15 protein-coding genes are annotated in these 18,359 nt (G+C 38.8%); 10 read left to right on the forward strand and 5 right to left on the reverse strand.

Annotated elements, in window-relative coordinates; translation table 11 throughout:
- Nucleotides 1–44 precede the first annotated feature (44 nt).
- Nucleotides 45–2,348, forward strand: a complete 2,304-nt coding sequence (locus tag K2F26_RS22800; protein ID WP_220609608.1) for an EamA family transporter — start codon at nucleotides 45–47, stop codon at nucleotides 2,346–2,348.
- 511 nt (nucleotides 2,349–2,859) lie between these two features.
- Nucleotides 2,860–3,759 carry a heterocyst differentiation master regulator HetR gene (gene hetR, locus K2F26_RS22805; protein ID WP_220609609.1) on the forward strand — a complete coding sequence of 300 codons (900 nt, stop codon included), beginning with the start codon at nucleotides 2,860–2,862 and terminating at the stop codon, nucleotides 3,757–3,759.
- Nucleotides 3,760–3,960: 201 nt separating this feature from the next.
- Here hetR and K2F26_RS22810 read toward each other — a convergent pair whose 3' ends face one another.
- On the reverse strand, nucleotides 3,961–4,572 hold the full coding sequence (locus K2F26_RS22810) for a hypothetical protein (RefSeq protein WP_220609610.1): 612 nt from the start codon (nucleotides 4,570–4,572) through the stop codon (nucleotides 3,961–3,963).
- 370 nt (nucleotides 4,573–4,942) lie between these two features.
- Here K2F26_RS22810 and rpsD point away from each other — a divergent pair, with 370 nt between their 5' ends.
- Nucleotides 4,943–5,551: a 30S ribosomal protein S4 gene (rpsD, locus tag K2F26_RS22815; RefSeq protein WP_194056297.1), complete on the forward strand. Its 609-nt coding sequence runs from the start codon at nucleotides 4,943–4,945 to the stop codon at nucleotides 5,549–5,551.
- An 87-nt stretch (nucleotides 5,552–5,638) separates the two neighbouring features.
- Here rpsD and moaA read toward each other — a convergent pair whose 3' ends face one another.
- Nucleotides 5,639–6,625: a GTP 3',8-cyclase MoaA gene (gene moaA, locus K2F26_RS22820; protein WP_220609611.1), complete on the reverse strand. Its 987-nt coding sequence runs from the start codon at nucleotides 6,623–6,625 to the stop codon at nucleotides 5,639–5,641.
- 502 nt (nucleotides 6,626–7,127) lie between these two features.
- On the opposite strand from moaA, the gene K2F26_RS22825 reads away from it, so the two are divergent.
- Entirely contained in the window at nucleotides 7,128–8,141 is a 1,014-nt protein-coding gene (locus K2F26_RS22825) for a hypothetical protein (protein ID WP_437441063.1), read from the forward strand.
- Nucleotides 8,142–8,254: 113 nt separating this feature from the next.
- On the opposite strand, the gene K2F26_RS22830 is transcribed toward K2F26_RS22825, so the two are convergent.
- From K2F26_RS22830 to K2F26_RS22840, 3 genes are all read right to left on the reverse strand, one after another.
- Nucleotides 8,255–8,545: a 4a-hydroxytetrahydrobiopterin dehydratase gene (locus K2F26_RS22830; protein ID WP_220609613.1), complete on the reverse strand. Its 291-nt coding sequence runs from the start codon at nucleotides 8,543–8,545 to the stop codon at nucleotides 8,255–8,257.
- A 322-nt stretch (nucleotides 8,546–8,867) separates the two neighbouring features.
- Nucleotides 8,868–9,128, reverse strand: coding sequence for a transporter suffix domain-containing protein (locus K2F26_RS22835; RefSeq protein WP_220609614.1), 261 nt, complete (start codon nucleotides 9,126–9,128; stop codon nucleotides 8,868–8,870).
- 152 nt (nucleotides 9,129–9,280) lie between these two features.
- Nucleotides 9,281–10,108 carry a carbohydrate ABC transporter permease gene (locus tag K2F26_RS22840; protein ID WP_220609615.1) on the reverse strand — a complete coding sequence of 276 codons (828 nt, stop codon included), beginning with the start codon at nucleotides 10,106–10,108 and terminating at the stop codon, nucleotides 9,281–9,283.
- 226 nt (nucleotides 10,109–10,334) lie between these two features.
- Here K2F26_RS22840 and K2F26_RS22845 point away from each other — a divergent pair, with 226 nt between their 5' ends.
- From K2F26_RS22845 to hsdR, 6 genes are all read left to right on the forward strand, one after another.
- The gene (locus K2F26_RS22845) at nucleotides 10,335–11,033 is read left to right on the forward strand and encodes an aldehyde oxygenase (deformylating) (RefSeq protein WP_220609616.1); all 699 of its coding nucleotides are present in this window, start codon (nucleotides 10,335–10,337) and stop codon (nucleotides 11,031–11,033) included.
- A 338-nt stretch (nucleotides 11,034–11,371) separates the two neighbouring features.
- Nucleotides 11,372–12,391: a long-chain acyl-[acyl-carrier-protein] reductase gene (locus K2F26_RS22850; protein ID WP_220609617.1), complete on the forward strand. Its 1,020-nt coding sequence runs from the start codon at nucleotides 11,372–11,374 to the stop codon at nucleotides 12,389–12,391.
- Nucleotides 12,392–12,514: 123 nt separating this feature from the next.
- Complete coding sequence (locus K2F26_RS22855; RefSeq protein ID WP_220609618.1) at nucleotides 12,515–13,495, forward strand: acetyl-CoA carboxylase carboxyltransferase subunit alpha; 981 nt, start codon at nucleotides 12,515–12,517, stop codon at nucleotides 13,493–13,495.
- A gap of 301 nt (nucleotides 13,496–13,796) precedes the next feature.
- A complete protein-coding gene (locus tag K2F26_RS22860; protein ID WP_220611996.1) occupies nucleotides 13,797–14,522 on the forward strand; it encodes an SDR family oxidoreductase in 726 nt (241 codons plus the stop codon).
- Between the two features lie 193 nt (nucleotides 14,523–14,715).
- Nucleotides 14,716–15,423 carry a GTP cyclohydrolase I FolE gene (folE, locus tag K2F26_RS22870; protein ID WP_220611997.1) on the forward strand — a complete coding sequence of 236 codons (708 nt, stop codon included), beginning with the start codon at nucleotides 14,716–14,718 and terminating at the stop codon, nucleotides 15,421–15,423.
- Between the two features lie 341 nt (nucleotides 15,424–15,764).
- Nucleotides 15,765–18,176 (forward strand): EcoAI/FtnUII family type I restriction enzme subunit R, encoded by a 2,412-nt coding sequence (gene hsdR, locus K2F26_RS22875; protein WP_220611998.1) that lies wholly within the window; start codon nucleotides 15,765–15,767, stop codon nucleotides 18,174–18,176.
- Nucleotides 18,177–18,359: the final 183 nt, after the last annotated feature.

The raw sequence follows: 18,359 nt of genomic DNA on the forward strand, positions 1-18,359 counted from the left end.
ACTGATAACTGATTTATCGTCAAGGTGTTAGAGGTTAGAAACTAATGGGGCGATTTGAAAAGCGACCAGAAAACTCACGAAACAGAAGCGACTTATCCAGAGCCGCAGAAAATGCCCTTTGGGATGTAGTTGAAGATTTAGAACAACTCCAACAGAATGTTATTAGAACTTTACAAGACGATGTAAAGCGGCTCGAAACTGAAAAAAACCGTTTAGCCAATGACATTCAACGATTAATAGAAGAAAAAGAAAAATTACAGCAAGCTCGACAAATTACTGAACAGCAAGTTTTGATTCGTCAGTTGGCGGAAGTTTTAGCAAAACATATATCTTCCCAACTGCAATCTTCACTCAAAAGTTTAGCTGAACAATCAATAACCGGAGAATCTTCCGATCAGTCCACCCTCAGATCGGCTGAAGTCAATTCTACAGTAGCTAGTGAAATTAGTGAAAATGTCAGCCAGATGTTGAACAATCTGGATGATACAGTCACAATTGCCTTTAGCTCTATCCAACAAGAATTAACAAATTATCAAAGTCATCTTTCCCAGCAGTTGTTACGAATGTACGATCAACAGCAGCAAGGGGAAGAAATTTTAGCAGAATTTGTCAAGCGTTTACGATCAGAACTGGAGAAAACCAAAGATACAAATTCTCTGAAAATGTTAACAGGAGGTGCGCCAACAGTATTACAACTGGGCGAAACCCACAAAAACGGTTTCTCGGAAAATTCTTCACAGAGAATAGTTGCTGAACCAGTTTCTTTACTGACTCAGGAGTTGCCAAAAAGTGGAAATTTATCCTCAGATGCTGTGGTTGTATTACCACTACCTCCAGAACATCCACCAGAACCAATTTCTGTGCTTGTTCCTGAGTCTTTCACTTCCGAAACATCAGAAACTTTAACTCCAGAAAATCCAACTCCAGAACATCCAGCAGAACCAATTTCTGTGCTTGTTCCTGAGTCTTTCACTTCCGAAACATCAGAAACTTTAACTTCAAAAAATCCAACTCCAGAACATCCAGCAGAACCAATTTCTGTGCTTGTTCCTGAGTCTTTCACTTCCGAAACATCAGAAACTTTAACTTCAAAAAATCCAACTCCAGAACATCCAGCAGAACCAATTTCTGTGCTTGTTCCTGAGTCTTTCACTTCCGAAACATCAGAAACTTTAACTCCAGAAAATCCAACTCCAGAACATCCACCAGAACCAGTTTCTGTCATTGTTCCTGAGTCTTCCCCAGCAAAATTAAACCCATACTCTCCCCAACAAATACAGCAGGAAGTAACACCCCGACAACAAAAACCTCCCAGTTCCCCAAACAAGTCTTCAGTGCAGATAGGTTTCCTGTTGGTTGTGTTGTCAACAGTGATGTCATCCCTTTACAACGTTGTTGTCAAGGCGCTTTTCTATCAAGGTTCGGATCTGTTAGGAAACTTCCAGACACAACAGTTAATCTCACCAACATTGGGAAATATTTTCTTAATCTTGATGCTGAGATTATTGGTAGTTGTACCTTTGATGTTGCTTTTGGCTCCTATTTTGCACCCTCCAGTTTGGCAAGACTTACAAAGTCTATTTGATTCAGTTAGCAGAAATGCTGCTGCCAAGAAAACAAACACAAAACAGGTATTACTGTTGTCGGTTGTGAGTGGTGGCTTGTTGTTTTTGTCCCAAGTTTTGATTTACATTGCTATTGGTCAAGTAACAACTGGAGTAGCGATCGCCCTGTTTTTTATTTATCCCATGATCACTTCACTCTTAGCTTGGTTTCTCTTTCGTGAGCGTCCTGGTTTATTAAGTTTTAGTGCAATTTCTAGCATTTTTTGTGGTCAATTATTAATCTTGGGTAGTTATTCAACTGGTATTAATAATACCTCTTTAGGAATTATTTCTGGAATTATGTCCGGAATAGCTTTTTCTGCATACGTAATTCTTACTAGGTTATCCGCTCCGAAACTGCATCCAGTTTCTTTTGCTTTAATTAATTTCGCAACCATGTTGTTATTCAGCTTTGTTTGCTTATTAGTACCTTTACCAAGTGATTGGAGTTTAGCCCTGAGATCAGCCAATTTACTGGAAGTGATTTTAAGTGCTTTTATGTTAGGTGTCCTCACTCTTTGCGGCTATTTATTCAACAATTTTGGCATTCGCAAATTAGGAGGACAACGCTCCGCTCTCATTGGTGCTGTTGTCCCAGTTTTGACTGTAATTTTCGCTGGATTAATGATTCAGGAAAAATTAGATATTCTGCAAATTCTGGGAGTTTTATTGGTAACTGGTGGCGCAGTTGGTATCACTTGGGAAAAAATGCAAAACGTTAAATCTTCCATTGCCAAAAATTAAATGATTAAAAACAATTAAACTATGTACAAATGCTTGAAAAGTTCTACCATAATTTTATATGTCAACAGATTTAACCAGGGAATACCCAATCAAATCTGACCTTCTTAATATAAAATTAATAATTGGTATGAGTTAAACCTCCAGTAATGTGCATATTCTTCAATTTAGATCAAGTTGATGCTAGACTAAGGGTTGGTTTGATTAAGTCAACAGCCTAGCCGCAAAGATTGCAGTTGACAAAAAAGCAAATTCAATGGGCGACAGCTTAAACCTCAATAGCTGCATCAATTTTGTTAACCTGATCTCATGATCTCATCAGTGGTGAGCCTTTGTTTTGCTGCTCAAAATTAATGATTACACCCAAGGTAATTTAGCACCAGAGCCATGTTATGGTGAAACCATAACAAATCTTCATTGAGAGTGAAGACAAAAATTACAATTTGGTGTACAATAGGTAGTTTAAATTTGACTACTATTTTTTCGTAAACGTGCCATTCATCTGTCTGTGAATATGACTAACGACATAGATCTGATCAAACGTCTTGGTCCAAGTGCGATGGATCAGATCATGCTTTATCTAGCTTTTAGTGCCATGCGTACAAGTGGCCATAGGCATGGAGCATTTTTAGATGCAGCCGCAACAGCAGCTAAGTGTGCAATTTATATGACCTATCTAGAACAGGGACAAAACCTGCGAATGACAGGGCATTTGCACCACCTGGAGCCGAAGCGAGTCAAAATTATTGTCGAGGAAGTAAGACAAGCTCTGACTGAGGGTAAATTGCTAAAAATGCTGGGTTCCCAAGAACCTCGCTATTTGATTCAATTGCCTTATGTGTGGATGGAAAAATATCCTTGGCAACCAGGAAGGTCCCGTGTTCCTGGTACAAGCCTCACCAGTGAAGAGAAAAAACAAATCGAGCGCAAGCTGCCTAAAAATCTGCCTGACGCTCAGTTAGTTACTTCCTTTGAATTTTTAGAGCTAATTGAATTTCTACACAAGCGATCGCAAGAAGAGTTACCCCAGCATCACCAAATGCCTTTGAGCGAAGCTTTGGCAGAACATATCAAGCGCCGTCTACTCTACTCAGGTACAGTAACACGCATTGATTCACCTTGGGGAATGCCTTTTTACGCATTAACTCGTCCATTTTACGCCCCAGCAGACGACCAAGAACGTACTTATACAATGGTCGAAGATACTGCGCGTTATTTTCGGATGATGAAAGACTGGGCAGAAAGAAAAGCCAATTCTATGCGTGCTGTAGAAGAACTGGATATTCCTCTGGAAAAAATGCAGGAAGCAATGGAAGAATTGGATGAAATTATTCGCGCTTGGGCAGATAAATATCACTGCGTTGGCGGTACACCCATGATTTTACAAATGGCTTTTGGTAATCAAGACGACTAAATCAACAAAAGTTAGAAGTTATCTTCTAATTTTTGCTGATATTACCTTGAGCCAACTATTTACCTGTTGACTTTGATTTGGGTTTTGAATCGTCATAGAAGACAACGATTTTACGGTAATTCTGTCACCGAGAGCAGATGACAGAAAATTTTCAGCAAATGTAACTAATTGTAGCTAATTGTAGATAATTTTAAATGCTACCTAAATGCTACCTTCAGGAGTTGATGGGATAGGCAGTGTCTGAAAAGGTGGTATTAATCCCGGCCGTGTTGTAGATCCAGCCCCAATACTAATAGAACGGTAACTGGCATCAATACACCGATCTAAAGACTCAATCGGGGTTAAATTAATTTCTTTGCGTAAACCAACCACACACTCAGCAAAGGTAACAGGTAATAAACTGCGTCCACAGTAGCTTAAAACAGCTTGGTTAATTGCTTGTTGGGTACTCTTGCTAATGCCAACTACACAGGTAGCAAAATCTTCACTACGACGGGATAGACTACAGGAATAAAGGGCATCCGCTGGTGTAATTTTTGTTTGTTTAGTAATTTGAGCTACACAACTAGATAATTCTCTTGGTCGCATGGCTGTAGCACAACTTTGAGATGCTGCTTGTGCTGTAACTCCCGCACTTAATAATTGAGCCGCACAAGCACGGTAATCATTTCTATAGGAACTTATCACAGCTTGACTTGGCAAGATATTTGTCCATAGTCCGGCGATCGCCATCACTGGAATTGTAAACATTTTCCAGACATGACTACTTTTGTAGTTATGAAAACTGCTAATTTCTTTTTTGCGTTTTAACATTGCTATTCTCCAAACACCCAAAGTTATGCTAACTTAGAATTTGCTGAAACTCCTCTATCATCAAGGAATTTCATTGTCAGTACCCAAATACTTCCAAAAGTCTGATACAGCAGGAGTCAGGAGTAGGGGCGAAGCATTCGGGCGACCAATGATCAATTTTTGTTCAAAGCTATTTTCCGAATGCTTCGCCCGTACAGGAGTCAGGAGTAAAAATCTCTTTGTGTCTAGGTTTCAATTTTGATTCTGTACCTCATTGATCTGCAATTGGCTGTATTTATCATTAAAGCAAGAATCCTCTAGCTAATTGCTAAGAGTTATGTGATAATAAAATATTTGGGTAAAGTTTAAACAGGATTAGATAAGGAAACTCATGTCCCGATACAGAGGTCCGCGCCTCAGAATTGTCCGCCGCTTGGGCGAATTACCAGGATTAACTCGCAAAAGTGCTAGACGTGCCTATGCACCAGGCCAACATGGTCAAAACCGCAAAAAACGGTCTGAGTATGCTATCCGTCTAGAAGAAAAGCAAAAACTTCGCTTAAACTACGGTTTAACAGAAAAGCAAATGCTCCGCTATGTTCGTAAAGCCAGAAGAGTGACTGGTTCTACCGGACAAGTATTGCTGCAATTGCTGGAAATGCGTTTAGATAATACAGTTTTTCGCATGGGTATGGCTCCCACTATTCCCGCAGCACGTCAACTGGTAAACCACGGTCACGTTACCGTTAATGGTCGTGTAGTGAATATAGCCAGCTATCAGTGCCGTCCTGGTGAAGAAATTGGTGTGAGAAATAAAGAAGCATCCAAAAAATTGGTAGAAGCTAACTTACAGTATCCCGGTTTAGCTAACCTTCCCAATCACTTGGAATTTGATAAAAACAAATTGACTGGTAAAGTCAATAGTGTGATTGAAAGAGAATGGGTAGCACTCCAAGTTAATGAACTGCTGGTTGTGGAATACTACTCACGTCAAGCGTAATTCAATTTTGGATTTTGGATTTACGATTTTGGATTGGAATAGTTGTTCTTTGAATCCACAATCCAAAATCTAAAATCTAAAATTAGGTTAACCTCCAATTTGCGACATGGTACGGGTGTACGCGCCGACTGTACCGGAGTCGCGTTGTTTAAAGTTAATTTCTGATTTGATTGCTAATAGTTCTCTGACTTGTGATTGTAATTGAGTAGTGCTACAACCAGCACGTAAAGAAGATTTTAAATCAATTTGCCCAGTTTCATTGAGTAAGCAGGGACGTAACCAACCATCAGCAGAAAGACGCACTCGGTTACAGCGATCGCAAAAACACTCTGACATTTGACTAATAAAACCCAGCGTTCCCTTTGCTCCGGGAATTTGAAATACATCTGCTGGACCGTTACCACGAACTTGAGATTCTGTCAAGCCCCAACGTTGACGAATGCGATCGCGTAACTCAGCAGAAGATACCCAACCGCGATCGCCAAACAAATCACCATTACCAATAGGCATAAACTCAATAAATCGGACGTGCCAATTTTTATCAATCGTTAAAGCAGCTAAATCCAAAACTTCATGGTCATTGACACCTGGTATTACCACCACATTTAACTTTAACGGATCAAAACCCACATTATAAGCAGCTTGAATCCCGTCCCAGACTTGCTGCCAACGTTTACGGCCTTGATTACCAATAATTTGCTCAAAAGTATCTGGATCGAGAGAATCTAAACTAATATTAATTCTTCTTAAACCTGCATCATAAAGTTTTTGAGCTATAGGAGCTAATAAAAACCCATTAGTAGTCATTGCCAAATCTTGAGTTTGGGGAAGATGGGCAACTTTTTTTACCAACTCCACCACACCAGGACGGAGTAGAGGTTCACCACCAGTCAAGCGGAAGCGAGTAAAACCAACAGGGATAAATACTTCTTGAATAAGAGTGAGTAGTTCCTCATCAGTTAATAATTGTTGTTTCAGGATATAGTCTAATTCTGCACCTTCCGGCATACAATACAGACAACGGAAATTACAGCGATCAATTAAACTAATACGAAGATAGTCTACCTGGTTCATTGTTGTTTAGCTGAAGTCTAATTTCTTTCTAGACTATCGAAAACATTTGGAAACTGCCTAACCATCGCGTAAGTTAGATACAAGCAGGACTTACGCAAAAGGTAACGAAAGTAGGGGTAATTCATGAATTACCCCTACGGAATAATAAGGTGTTTTTCGATATTAAAAAGGAGAGTTGTTGAAAACCTCTCCTAAGTATCTGATTGGTCTAATGAGTATTTGGAAAAATAAATTTTGTATATACAAATGTAACCATTTTTTGATATCTTACGCAACCTACAGGAAATTTTTGGTACTATAAGTAAGTCCTCAAATATTTTGAATTTATGCCTTTAGTAGCTTGAAGGCATTTAAAATTTATCCAAATTTATCCAAGTTTAAATTTTTCCTCTATAATATTTACCTGCTTATTGTTGCTGATCCTGTGTAATTACTCAGAATTTGTAACAGTGAGTTGATCGCATCCACCAACCAGCTATCTACCGTGCAAGATACCGACTCTATGAATGACCTTGCGGCTGCACTGCAACAGCCTGTAGACTTGGATTTTGAATTACCAGATCCAGAAGATGAAGAAATTGCTGAGTCTGACTTTTTACAGCAGTTAGATGTAGCTTGGCAAGTATGCGATCGCTTTGATTTGCAAACGGAAATTTGGCGGGGTCGCATTTTACGCGCTATCCGTGACAGAGAGAAAAAAGGCGGAGATGGGCGTGGTACTGGTTTCCTCAAATGGTTGAAGGAACGGGAAATTAGTAAAACTCAAGCTTATTCTTGGATTCAATTAGCTAACAGTGCTGATACCTTAATTGAAGATGGTAAATTAGACCCCAGTACAGTTAATAATTTTAGTAAACGGGCATTTGTAGAAACTGCCAAAGCTGCACCAGAAGTACAACAGATGGTGAGTGAAGCAGCGCAAAAAGGCGATCGCATCACCCGCAGAGAAGTCCGTCAACTCACGGATGAATGGACAGCCATGTCCTCAGAATTGTTACCTGAACCAGTCAAGGAAAAAGCCGCAGATAATAGCCTTCCTGCTCGCTACATTGCCCCTCTGGTGAAGGAAATGGAAAAACTGCCAGAATCACACCAGAAAGCGTTACAGAGAGAAATAGCGGAAAATCCTGATGTAGATACTTTAAAACAAGCCACTACAGAAGCTAGACAATTAGCAAAATATCTCAAATCTGCTGTCCAGGTGCAAGCACTAACAGAGGAAAATGTGGATATTGAAACAGCATTAGAAGAAGCGCAACGTATTGGGTGTTTGAGTGTAGCAGCCGACTTAGTAAACCAAGCATCCCAGATGGAACAAGGTATAGCCAAGTTATACATGACTTGGAAGAAAATCAGTAACTTAGCTGATAGATTGTATGTTGATACAGGAGCGAGTACACCAAATTTGCGATCGCTCCTTGGTTGCGTTGAACCACTGGGAGGGGAAGTTATGGAAATTAAACTCAGTGGTGCAACCGATCATACTATTAGGTTACAAATTCAAGAGACAAATTAGGTAATGGGTAATTGGTAATTGGTAATTGGTAATTGGTAAAAAACTATTCCCTATTCCCTATTCCCTATTCCCTATTCCCTATTCCCTATTCCCTATTCCCTATTCCCTATTCCCTATTTATATATTTCTTCCATTTTTTTCGCCAATTCGACATCTAAATTACTGATAGCATTACCGATGTCGTGGGTGATAAGATTCACCTTTACAGTGCTGTAAACATTAGACCATTCGGGGTGATGTCCCATTGTTTCTGCGTAAACACCTGCTGTCACCATCCAACCTAAAGCGGTAGCAAAGTCTTTAAATTTGTATTCTTTGCATAATTTGCCATCTTTAATTTGCCATCCTGGTAAACTATTTAGGGCTTGTTGTAGTTCGGTTTCGTTAAGTTTTTGTGCTGCCATGTTATGAATTTATACTTTATACAGAGATTTCTAAAGACCTATTTTAACAAATGGGGTATGATAATTTTGATTGTCTGAATCAGGATATCCAGGATTTAAGGATTTACAGGATGTTAGATTAATACCAATTCTCTATGAAGTTGCAGTTAATTTTTTTTTACTAACCGCAAAGTACGCAAAGTACACAAAGGAAGACAGTAAATTAAGACGTTAAAGATTTAGTGCAATGTTACAGAGAAATGGTATAGGGATGATTTGTTTGGGAGATAAATAAAGGATACTTGATTTTTATTCTGACTCCTGACTCCTGACTCCTGCTGTACTATCTTTTTGTGTTTTTCCGTTTCCATCTTTTTAGCAAAATTCGCAGATAACGAAAATTCAAATAACGCCGATATCGCTGTATTACTTCCTTGCCAACAAGTAGCGCACCTAACCAAAATATAACTTCAGCCAAAACCAATAAAGCTGGTACTAATAGGGCTTTTTGGGCAACTGCAAGCGGGAGAAATGGTAGAATGAGGGCGATCGCCAACCAGGGTAAAAACGAGACAATGATTAAAACTAAACCCAGCTTTTGCATCTTTTCTGTGAATGACAGAATTTGAGTTTAGTGTTTTTATGTGGTTGGTTGGAGTGGCTGAATTTACATTAACTTACATTAATTTTCATCATCACCAAATTGTTAATCCTGTAAATCCTAAAATCCTAAACATCCTAATTCTGAATAACAAATTAATTCTTTATCCCCGTTGCTGCAATACCGCGAATAAACTGCTTTTGTCCAATCAAAAATAACACCATGACAGGAACAGTAGCAATTGTCACCGCCGCCATCATCAACGGCCAATTATTAGTAAACTGTTCTTGAAATTCTGCTAAAGCCAGTTGTACAGTTCTTAATTCTGGTCTGGTTGTAAATACCAAAGGTTTAAATAAATCATTCCACTCACCGATAAAAGTGAACAAAAATAGAGTTACTAAAGCGGGACGTGCTAAAGGTAACATTACCTGCCATAAAATTTGGAGTCGGTTCGCTCCATCAATAGCTGCTGCTTCTTCCAATTCTACGGGAATTGTCTGGAAATATTGACGTAACAAAAAAATCCCAAAACCATTAACCGCAGTGGGTAAAATTAAAGCCCAGTAGGTGTTAATCAAATTTCCCCACTTCAAAACCAGGAAAATGGGAATCACCAATAACTGAAAGGGAATGACTAAAGTGGCCAGTATAACTAGTAATATTGCTTGTTTACCCCAAAATTTCAGCCTAGCCAGGGCGTAACCCGCCAGCGCGGATGTGATAATCTGAAAAGCTGTAACTGCGATCGCTACTAAGGTAGAATTAGCAAAAGCCAGTAAAAACTTGCCTCGTTCCCACGCTTCCTGGTAATTGGCTAAAGTCCAGTTATTCTGTCCCCCAACTCCCGGTGTTGCACCCGCAGGAGCAAAGGAAGTGAGAAAAACCACGAATAATGGTAGTAAAACTATAAATGCTCCTAGCAGTAACAGTAAAAAGCTCCATAAGTTCGTGTTTTGCCAATTCCAGTTGAGTTTAGACATGGTTTATAACTCCAAAATCATTGGTTTTTCCTAGTCAGACTATAGAAAACGGGGAATAAAGGATGGAAATACTTGACTGTTGGTGGGGTGCTAATTGGTAAAAATTAATCTAATTACCATAACTTCTTGTTAAGTTAAATTAAACAATAGTGATGATTGCCCACAATTGAGAGGGTGAATTAAATTTCAGTAGCAAAATAATTTAGGGGTACGGAGTCAACCTACTATGCAGCAACTTGTTGAACAAACTCAAGAAATTGATTTTCAGAGCGAAAAATACAAAGATGCTTATAGCCGAATTAATGCGATTGTAATTGAAGGGGAAGAAGAAGCCCATGATAATTACATCAGATTAGCTGAACTGTTGCCAAATAGTAAAGATGAACTGATCAAGCTTTCAAAGATGGAAAACAGACACAAGAAAGGCTTTGAAGCTTGTGGACGCAATTTATCAGTTACTCCTGATATACAGTTTGCTAAGAAGTTTTTCTCAGGACTGCATGAAAACTTTCAAAAAGCAGCAGCAGAAGGTAAAGTTGTGACTTGTCTGTTAATTCAATCTTTGATTATTGAATGTTTTGCGATCGCAGCTTATAACATCTACATTCCTGTAGCTGATGATTTTGCCCGCAAAATTACTGAAGGGGTGGTTAAAGATGAATACAGTCATCTAAACTTTGGTGAAGTTTGGCTGGAAGCAAACTTTGAAAGTTCCAAAGCCGAATTAGAAGAAGCCAACCGTCAAAACCTGCCTATTGTCTGGCAAATGCTCAACAAAGTAGCTGATGACGCTAAAATCTTGGGCATGGAAAAAGATGCCTTGGTAGAAGACTTCATGATTCAATACGGAGAAGCATTAAGTAACATTGGCTTTACCACCCGTGACATCATGCGTCTTTCTGCTTACGGACTGGCAACCGTCTAGAGAGCAGGGGAGGCCTCACAAGGGTAGGTTTTTTACATTGTCGTGAGGGCAAGACTTGGATGACTTGGAAGGACAGTGGACAAGGGAGGAAAACCGTACAAAATCAGATGCTCTTGGTAACCAAAAAACTCCGTAAAAATACTGCTGTGCGTATCAAATCTTCTTTGTCTACAATACCTCCTTGTCTTCCAGGTCCTGCCTTCACAGTTAATATTAAAAACCTACCCCTGTGAGGTACTCAGTCCCCAGTCACCAATATTGACACTTAATGTAGTATTTTTAAGAAATAGAGATTATTATTCCCACGCTTTTCATAGCACACGCCTAAAATATCACTAATGTTTGGTCTAATTGGACATCTGACAAGTTTAGAACACGCTCAATCTGTAGCTCAAGAATTGGGATACCCAGAATATGCCGATCAAGGGCTAGACTTTTGGTGTAGCGCCCCACCGCAAATTGTTGATCACATCACCGTTACCAGCGTAACAGGTCAAAAAATTGAAGGAAAATATGTAGAGTCGTGCTTTTTGCCAGAAATGTTGGCAAATCGGCGGATTAAGGCGGCAACCCGCAAAATACTTAACGCTATGGCTCATGCTCAAAAGCATGATATCAATATCACGGCTTTGGGTGGGTTTTCTTCAATTATTTTTGAGAACTTTAATTTAGAGCAGTTTCAACAAGTCCGTAATGTCACATTAGAGTTTGAACGTTTCACTACAGGCAATACCCATACAGCTTATATTATCTGCCGTCAGGTAGAAGCAGCTTCCCAGCAATTAGGAATAGAACTTTCAAAATCAACTGTAGCAGTGTGTGGGGCGACTGGTGATATTGGCAGTGCAGTTACTCGCTGGCTGGATAAAAAAACAGATGTCCAAGAACTACTATTGATCGCCCGTAACCAAGAACGTCTACAAGCACTACAAGCAGAATTGGGACGTGGTAAGATTATGGGTTTAGAAGAGGCACTACCCCAAGCAGATATTGTAGTTTGGGTGGCGAGTATGCCCAAAGGTGTAGAAATAGATCCCACAGTGTTAAAGCAACCATGCTTATTGATTGATGGGGGCTATCCTAAAAACTTAGGAACAAAAATTCAGCATCCAGGTGTATATGTGTTAAATGGTGGAATTGTGGAGCATTCCCTGGATATTGACTGGAAAATTATGAAAATCGTCAATATGGAAGTTCCAGAACGGCAATTGTTTGCTTGTTTTGCGGAATCAATGTTATTGGAATTTGAGAAGTTATACACTAACTTTTCTTGGGGGCGCAATCAGATTACCGTAGACAAAATGGAATATATTGGTCAACTATCGCTTAAACATGGTTTTAGACCATTATTAGTTTAGGGGCTGGTGATTGGGGACTGGGGATTGGGGACTGGGAAAATACAAATAATTTCACCCTGCTCTCTGCTCCCCTGCTTCTTCTCTGTCACCTGTCACCTGTCACCTGTCACCTAATTTTTAACTATGGCAACTACTGAACGCAAACCCCTACTATTGGATTTTGAAAAGCCTTTAGCAGAACTGGCTACCCGCATTGATCAAATTCGGCAACTGGCAGATGAAAATGGTGTGGATGTTTCCGGGCAAATTCGCCAACTGGAAACTAGAGCGATGCAACTGCGGGAGGAAATTTTTAGCAGTTTGACACCATCTCAAAGACTGCAAGTGGCAAGACATCCGCGCCGCCCTAGTACATTAGATTACATCCAGGCGATTAGTGATGAATGGATGGAGTTACATGGCGATCGCTGTGGTGGTGATGATCCAGCTTTAGTCGGCGGTGTGGGTCGTTTAGGTGGACAACCTGTGGTCATGTTGGGTCATCAAAAAGGCCGGGATACTAAAGATAATGTCGCCCGGAATTTTGGCATGGCTGCACCTGGAGGCTACCGTAAAGCACTACGGTTAATGGAACACGCCAATAAATTTGGGATGCCCATTATTACCTTTATTGATACCCCCGGTGCTTGGGCAGGTATAGAAGCAGAACATCAAGGACAAGGTGAAGCGATCGCCTATAATTTAAGGCAAATGTTTTGTTTTGATGTGCCAATTCTCTGTACCGTCATTGGTGAAGGTGGTTCTGGTGGTGCTTTGGGTATTGGTGTGGGCGATCGCCTCCTGATGTTTGAACACTCTGTTTATACCGTTGCTACCCCAGAAGCTTGCGCTGCTATTTTGTGGAAAGATGCAGCTAAAGCACCCCAAGCCGCAGTAGCATTAAAAATCGTTTCCCACGACTTGAAAAACTTAGGCATTATTGATCAGATTTTACCAGAACCTATCGGTGGCGCTCATTCTGACCCCTTAACCACAGCTACCACCCTCAAACAAGCTTTGTTAGATAACTTGGACGAACTCAACCGTTTAACACCAGCCGAGCGCCGTCAACTACGCTATGAGAAATTTAGAAAAATTGGTGTGTTTACCGAAATTGCCCACTAAAAATAATAACCATATCTGATTCTTACATCAACAATGCTATAATTGCCTATAGCTTAAAGATTCTTAACAATCTGAACAGCTATAGGCATTTTGTTGTGTATTCATGAAACAGCTTGATATAAAAGCCTAATTATTCACGTCAAGACTTTCGGATCTGACAGGTAAGGCTGATAACAGGCAATATACCCATATTGATAAACGGTTCTAGCAATATTGAGCATAAAATCAACTGATTTTAAGAATTATTTAACTGATTGGGTAGGTAGTGAATAGCAAAACTGCCAAAAAAATTGGAGATACCATGAGTTTTGAGCATAAAAGACGCGCTTTAATTACTGGTGCAAGTAGTGGAATAGGCAAAGCAACAGCTTTAGCCTTTGCCAAGGCGGGAATAGACGTTGCTTTAGTCAGCCGTTCTCAGGAGAAATTAGAAGGGGTAGCAGTAGCAGCCAAAGAAATAGGAGTAGAAGCAAAAGCTTTCACCGTTGATCTGGGTAGTGTTGCCCAAGTAAAAACCAAAATTCAGGCGATCGCCGATGAATTTGGCGACATAGACATTTTGGTAAATAATGCCGGTATAGGATACACTGCCAATTTAAGCGATACTCCCTTAGAAGACTGGCAGCGGGTAATTGATTTAAATATTACCAGCGTCTTTCAGTGCATGATGGCAATTGTGCCGGGAATGAGACAACGAGGTAAAGGGACAATTATTAACATTGCCTCCATCGCTGCCAAACAAACCTTTCCTGGTTGGGGAGCTTACTGCGTCAGCAAAGCTGGGTTATTAGCCCTTTCTCAAACATTGGCACAAGAAGAACGAGTCCACGGCATTCGTGTAACAGCAATTTGTCCAGGTGCTGTCAATACTGAAATTTGGGATACGGAAACAGTTAATGTTAACTTTGACCGTACCAAAATGTTAACTCCAGAAATAGTAGCTCAGACAATTCTGCACACTGCCTTATTACCACAAGAAGCAGTGATTGAAGAATTAACCCTAATGTCTAATGCTGGTGTTCTTTAATTGTTAGGTGACAGGTGACAGGTGACAGGTGACAGGTGACAGGTGACAGTAAAAAGGCAAGAGGCAAAAGGCATTCATGCAAGAGTTTATTCTTCCCAATTACCAATCACCAATTACCAATTACCAATTACCAATTACCAATTACCAATTACCAATTGTCAATTATCAATTACCAATTACCAAGACTAATACCATGACTATTGCTAGTTCTAACGGTTCTAATCGCTCACAATCTCCTTTGATTTCTGACTTGGCGCAAGCTATCAGCACCAGACCTGACCGCAACACCCATAATGGTAAACAGGCAGATTTGCACCCACCCTCAGAGGAAAGCATGGAGCAAATGATGGAAGCCGTGCGGACAATGCTCGTCGGTGTTGGAGAAGATCCAGAACGAGAAGGATTATTGAAAACACCCAAGCGCGTAGCTGAGGCGATGAAATTTCTCACCAGTGGCTATAACCAATCTTTAGAAGAACTGGTGAATGGGGCAATTTTTGATGAAGGCCATGAAGAAATGGTGTTAGTGCGAGATATTAATTTCTTCAGTCTTTGTGAACATCATATGTTGCCATTTATGGGTAGAGCGCACGTTGCTTATATCCCTAATCAAAAAGTTGTCGGTTTAAGTAAATTGGCGAGAATTGTGGAAATGTATGCTCGTCGTTTACAAGTTCAAGAAAGACTAACTCGCCAAATTGCCGAAGCAGTGCAAACCATTCTTGAACCTAAAGGTGTAGCTGTGGTGATGGAAGCTACCCATATGTGTATGGTGATGCGTGGTGTACAAAAACCTGGTTCTTGGACTGTTACCAGTTCTATGGTTGGTGTTTTCCAAGATGAGCAAAAAACCCGTGAAGAATTTTTGAATTTGATTCGTCATCAAGCTGCTTTCTTTTAGGTAAGTATTCAGTCGTCAGCTATCAGAAAAAATCTGAAAACCATCAATAAATAGGCTGTAAATTCCTTTTATTAACTCCGTCTCTTTTCAATTATTAGCAATATCGCTCATTCTCAAAATGTGTTAGGGGGTGAGTGATATTTTTTTGGTAATTGGTGATTCAATTTTGGATTTTGGATTTTGGATTTTGGATTGTTTGTTTCACTTCCAGTCTAAAATATCAAGTCTCAAATCTAAAAATTTTCTCCCAATCTCTACTTTCACCTGTCACCGTGGCGTAGCACCTGTCACCTATTATATAATTATCTAATAAACCCTTAATCATATAAGTGATTGTACATATGACTGATAAACGGGAACTGTCAGAACAGGATATTTGTACAAAGTATATTTTACCTGCCTTGGTTCGTGCCGGTTGGGATATTACCAAACAAGTACGAGAACAGGTATATTTTACCGATGGTCGAATTTATGTTAAAGGTAATCAAGCTAAACGTGGAAAAGCTAAAAAAGCTGATTATATTCTTTACTATAAACCGAATATTCCCATTGCTGTAATTGAAGCTAAAAAAAATATTTACCCTCTTGGTGCAGGAATGCAACAAGCTTTAAATTATGCAGAAATATTAGATTTACCTGTAGCTTTCAGTTCCAATGGTGATGGTTTTTTAGAACATGATAGATCGGGTTTTTCTAATTTAATTGAACAAGAATTAAGTCTTGATAATTTCCCCACTCCTGAGCAACTTTGGCAGAAATATAAAAAATATAAAGGAATAGAAACACCAGAAGCGGAAAAAATAGCTAGTTTTGATTACTTTTTTGATACTCAAGGTCGTCAACCACGATATTATCAACAAATTGCTATTAATCGTACAGTAGAAGCAATTGCTAAAGGTCAAAATCGGTTACTTTTAGTCATGGCCACTGGTGCGGGTAAAACTTACACCGCTTTTCAAATTATTTATCGTTTGTGGAAAAATGGTATTAAGAAAAAGGTATTATTTTTAGCTGATAGAACTGCTTTAATTAGTCAAACAAAACGTGGTGATTTTAGGCATTTTAAAGACAAAATGACAGTTATTAAAAACAAAGTCATTGATACTGCTTTTGAAATATATTTAGCATTATATCAAGGGTTGGTTAATTATGATGATGATATTTTGGATGCCTATAAAGAATTTGACCCTGATTATTTTGATTTAATTATAGTTGATGAATGTCATCGGGGTAGTGCTGCGGATGACAGTAAATGGCGAGAAATTTTAGAATATTTTAGTTGTGCTACCCAAATCGGTTTAACTGCAACTCCCAAGGAAACAAAGGAAATTTCTAATACTGAATATTTCGGTGAACCGATTTATATTTATTCTCTGAAACAGGGAATTGATGATGGTTTTCTTGCACCTTATAAAGTGATTCGGATAGGTTTAAATGTAGATTTAGAAGGTTATCGTCCTGAAAGGGGAAAACGAGATAAATCAGGTTATTTTGTGGAAGATAAAATCTACAATCTTAAAGATTTTGATAGACATTTAGTAATTGATGAAAGAACCAAAACAGTCGCTAAAAGGGTAATGGAATATTTAAGAAAAACCGATGTTTATGCAAAGACAATTATTTTCTGTACAGATACAGAACACGCGGAAAGAATGCGTCAAGCGATTATCAATGAAGCGGGTAATTTAGCTTTAAAAAATCATAAATATGTGATGCGTATTACTGGAGAAGATAAGGAAGGAAAACGGGAACTTGATAATTTTATTAATCCCGAAGAACGTTATCCCGTGATTGCGACAACTTCTAAATTAATGACGACGGGAGTTGATGCACAAACTTGTAAATTAATTGTTCTTGATACTAATATTGAATCCCCCACGGAATTTAAACAAATTATTGGTAGAGGTACGAGAATTAATGAACAATTTGATAAGCAGTTTTTCACAATCATGGATTTTAGAAATGTTACAGATCAATTTGCTGCTCCGAATTTTAATCATCATCCAATTATGATTAAAGAACTCGGTAAAAATCAACCGTTAACTATAGAAGATATTAATGGCAATTTAAGCGAATCTATTATTGATCAAGATACTGGGGAAATGATTGATTTTAGTCAAAGTCCTGAGAATTTTATTGATACTAAACCGAAAATTATTCAAGGTGGTAATATTGTTTCGGAAAAACGTGATAAGATTTATATTACAGGTGTTTCGATTGCGATTCTTAATGAAAGAGTTCAATATTTGAATGAAGCAGGAGAATTAGTTACTACCAGTTTACGCGATTATACCAAACAAAATTTATTGCAAGAGTTTAGCAGTTTGGATGATTTTTTAACCCGCTGGAATGAAGCTGATAAAAAAGCTGCTTTGATTGCAGAATTACGAAACCATGATATTATTGCTGAGGAGTTAGAACAGGAAATTAAAAAAGATTTAGATTTGTTTGATTTAATATGTTATGTTGCTTGGAATCGTCCACCTTTAACTCGTAAACAAAGAGCGGAAAATGTAAAAAAACGAGATTATTTTACTAAATATGGTGAAAAAGCAAGGGACGTTTTAAATGCACTTTTGGAAAAATACGCGAATGAGGGAATTGAAAATATTGAAGATTTATCTGTACTGAAATTAGAACCTTTAAAACAATTTGGTTCTCCTCCAGAAATTGTGAAAATTTTTGGTGGTAAGTCTCAATATATTTCTGCTTTACGAGAGTTAACTTCTGAGTTGTATAAAATAGCAGCATGATTAGTAATTGAATCAAAGTTGAACGCAGCTAAATGTAGATAAACGCGGATAATTAGAGATAATTTATTAGCTTTTGGGTGTATTTCAATTATACATCCTGTAAATCCTTAAATCCTGGATATCCTAATTCAGACAAAATTTAAACGCAGATGAACGCGGATAAACGCGGATTTTTAATTTTTG

Source organism: Sphaerospermopsis torques-reginae ITEP-024, from assembly GCF_019598945.1.
In the GTDB taxonomy this organism is placed as follows: domain Bacteria; phylum Cyanobacteriota; class Cyanobacteriia; order Cyanobacteriales; family Nostocaceae; genus Sphaerospermopsis.

Coding starts and splice junctions, on each gene's coding strand:
- K2F26_RS22800 (WP_220609608.1), top strand. CDS start 45: ATGGGGCGATTTGAAAAGCGACCAGAAAACTCACGAAACAGAAGCGAC.
- hetR (WP_220609609.1), top strand. CDS start 2,860: ATGACTAACGACATAGATCTGATCAAACGTCTTGGTCCAAGTGCGATG.
- K2F26_RS22810 (WP_220609610.1), bottom strand. CDS start 4,572: ATGTTAAAACGCAAAAAAGAAATTAGCAGTTTTCATAACTACAAAAGT.
- rpsD (WP_194056297.1), top strand. CDS start 4,943: ATGTCCCGATACAGAGGTCCGCGCCTCAGAATTGTCCGCCGCTTGGGC.
- moaA (WP_220609611.1), bottom strand. CDS start 6,625: ATGAACCAGGTAGACTATCTTCGTATTAGTTTAATTGATCGCTGTAAT.
- K2F26_RS22825 (WP_437441063.1), top strand. CDS start 7,128: ATGAATGACCTTGCGGCTGCACTGCAACAGCCTGTAGACTTGGATTTT.
- K2F26_RS22830 (WP_220609613.1), bottom strand. CDS start 8,545: ATGGCAGCACAAAAACTTAACGAAACCGAACTACAACAAGCCCTAAAT.
- K2F26_RS22835 (WP_220609614.1), bottom strand. CDS start 9,128: ATGCAAAAGCTGGGTTTAGTTTTAATCATTGTCTCGTTTTTACCCTGG.
- K2F26_RS22840 (WP_220609615.1), bottom strand. CDS start 10,108: ATGTCTAAACTCAACTGGAATTGGCAAAACACGAACTTATGGAGCTTT.
- K2F26_RS22845 (WP_220609616.1), top strand. CDS start 10,335: ATGCAGCAACTTGTTGAACAAACTCAAGAAATTGATTTTCAGAGCGAA.
- K2F26_RS22850 (WP_220609617.1), top strand. CDS start 11,372: ATGTTTGGTCTAATTGGACATCTGACAAGTTTAGAACACGCTCAATCT.
- K2F26_RS22855 (WP_220609618.1), top strand. CDS start 12,515: ATGGCAACTACTGAACGCAAACCCCTACTATTGGATTTTGAAAAGCCT.
- K2F26_RS22860 (WP_220611996.1), top strand. CDS start 13,797: ATGAGTTTTGAGCATAAAAGACGCGCTTTAATTACTGGTGCAAGTAGT.
- folE (WP_220611997.1), top strand. CDS start 14,716: ATGACTATTGCTAGTTCTAACGGTTCTAATCGCTCACAATCTCCTTTG.
- hsdR (WP_220611998.1), top strand. CDS start 15,765: ATGACTGATAAACGGGAACTGTCAGAACAGGATATTTGTACAAAGTAT.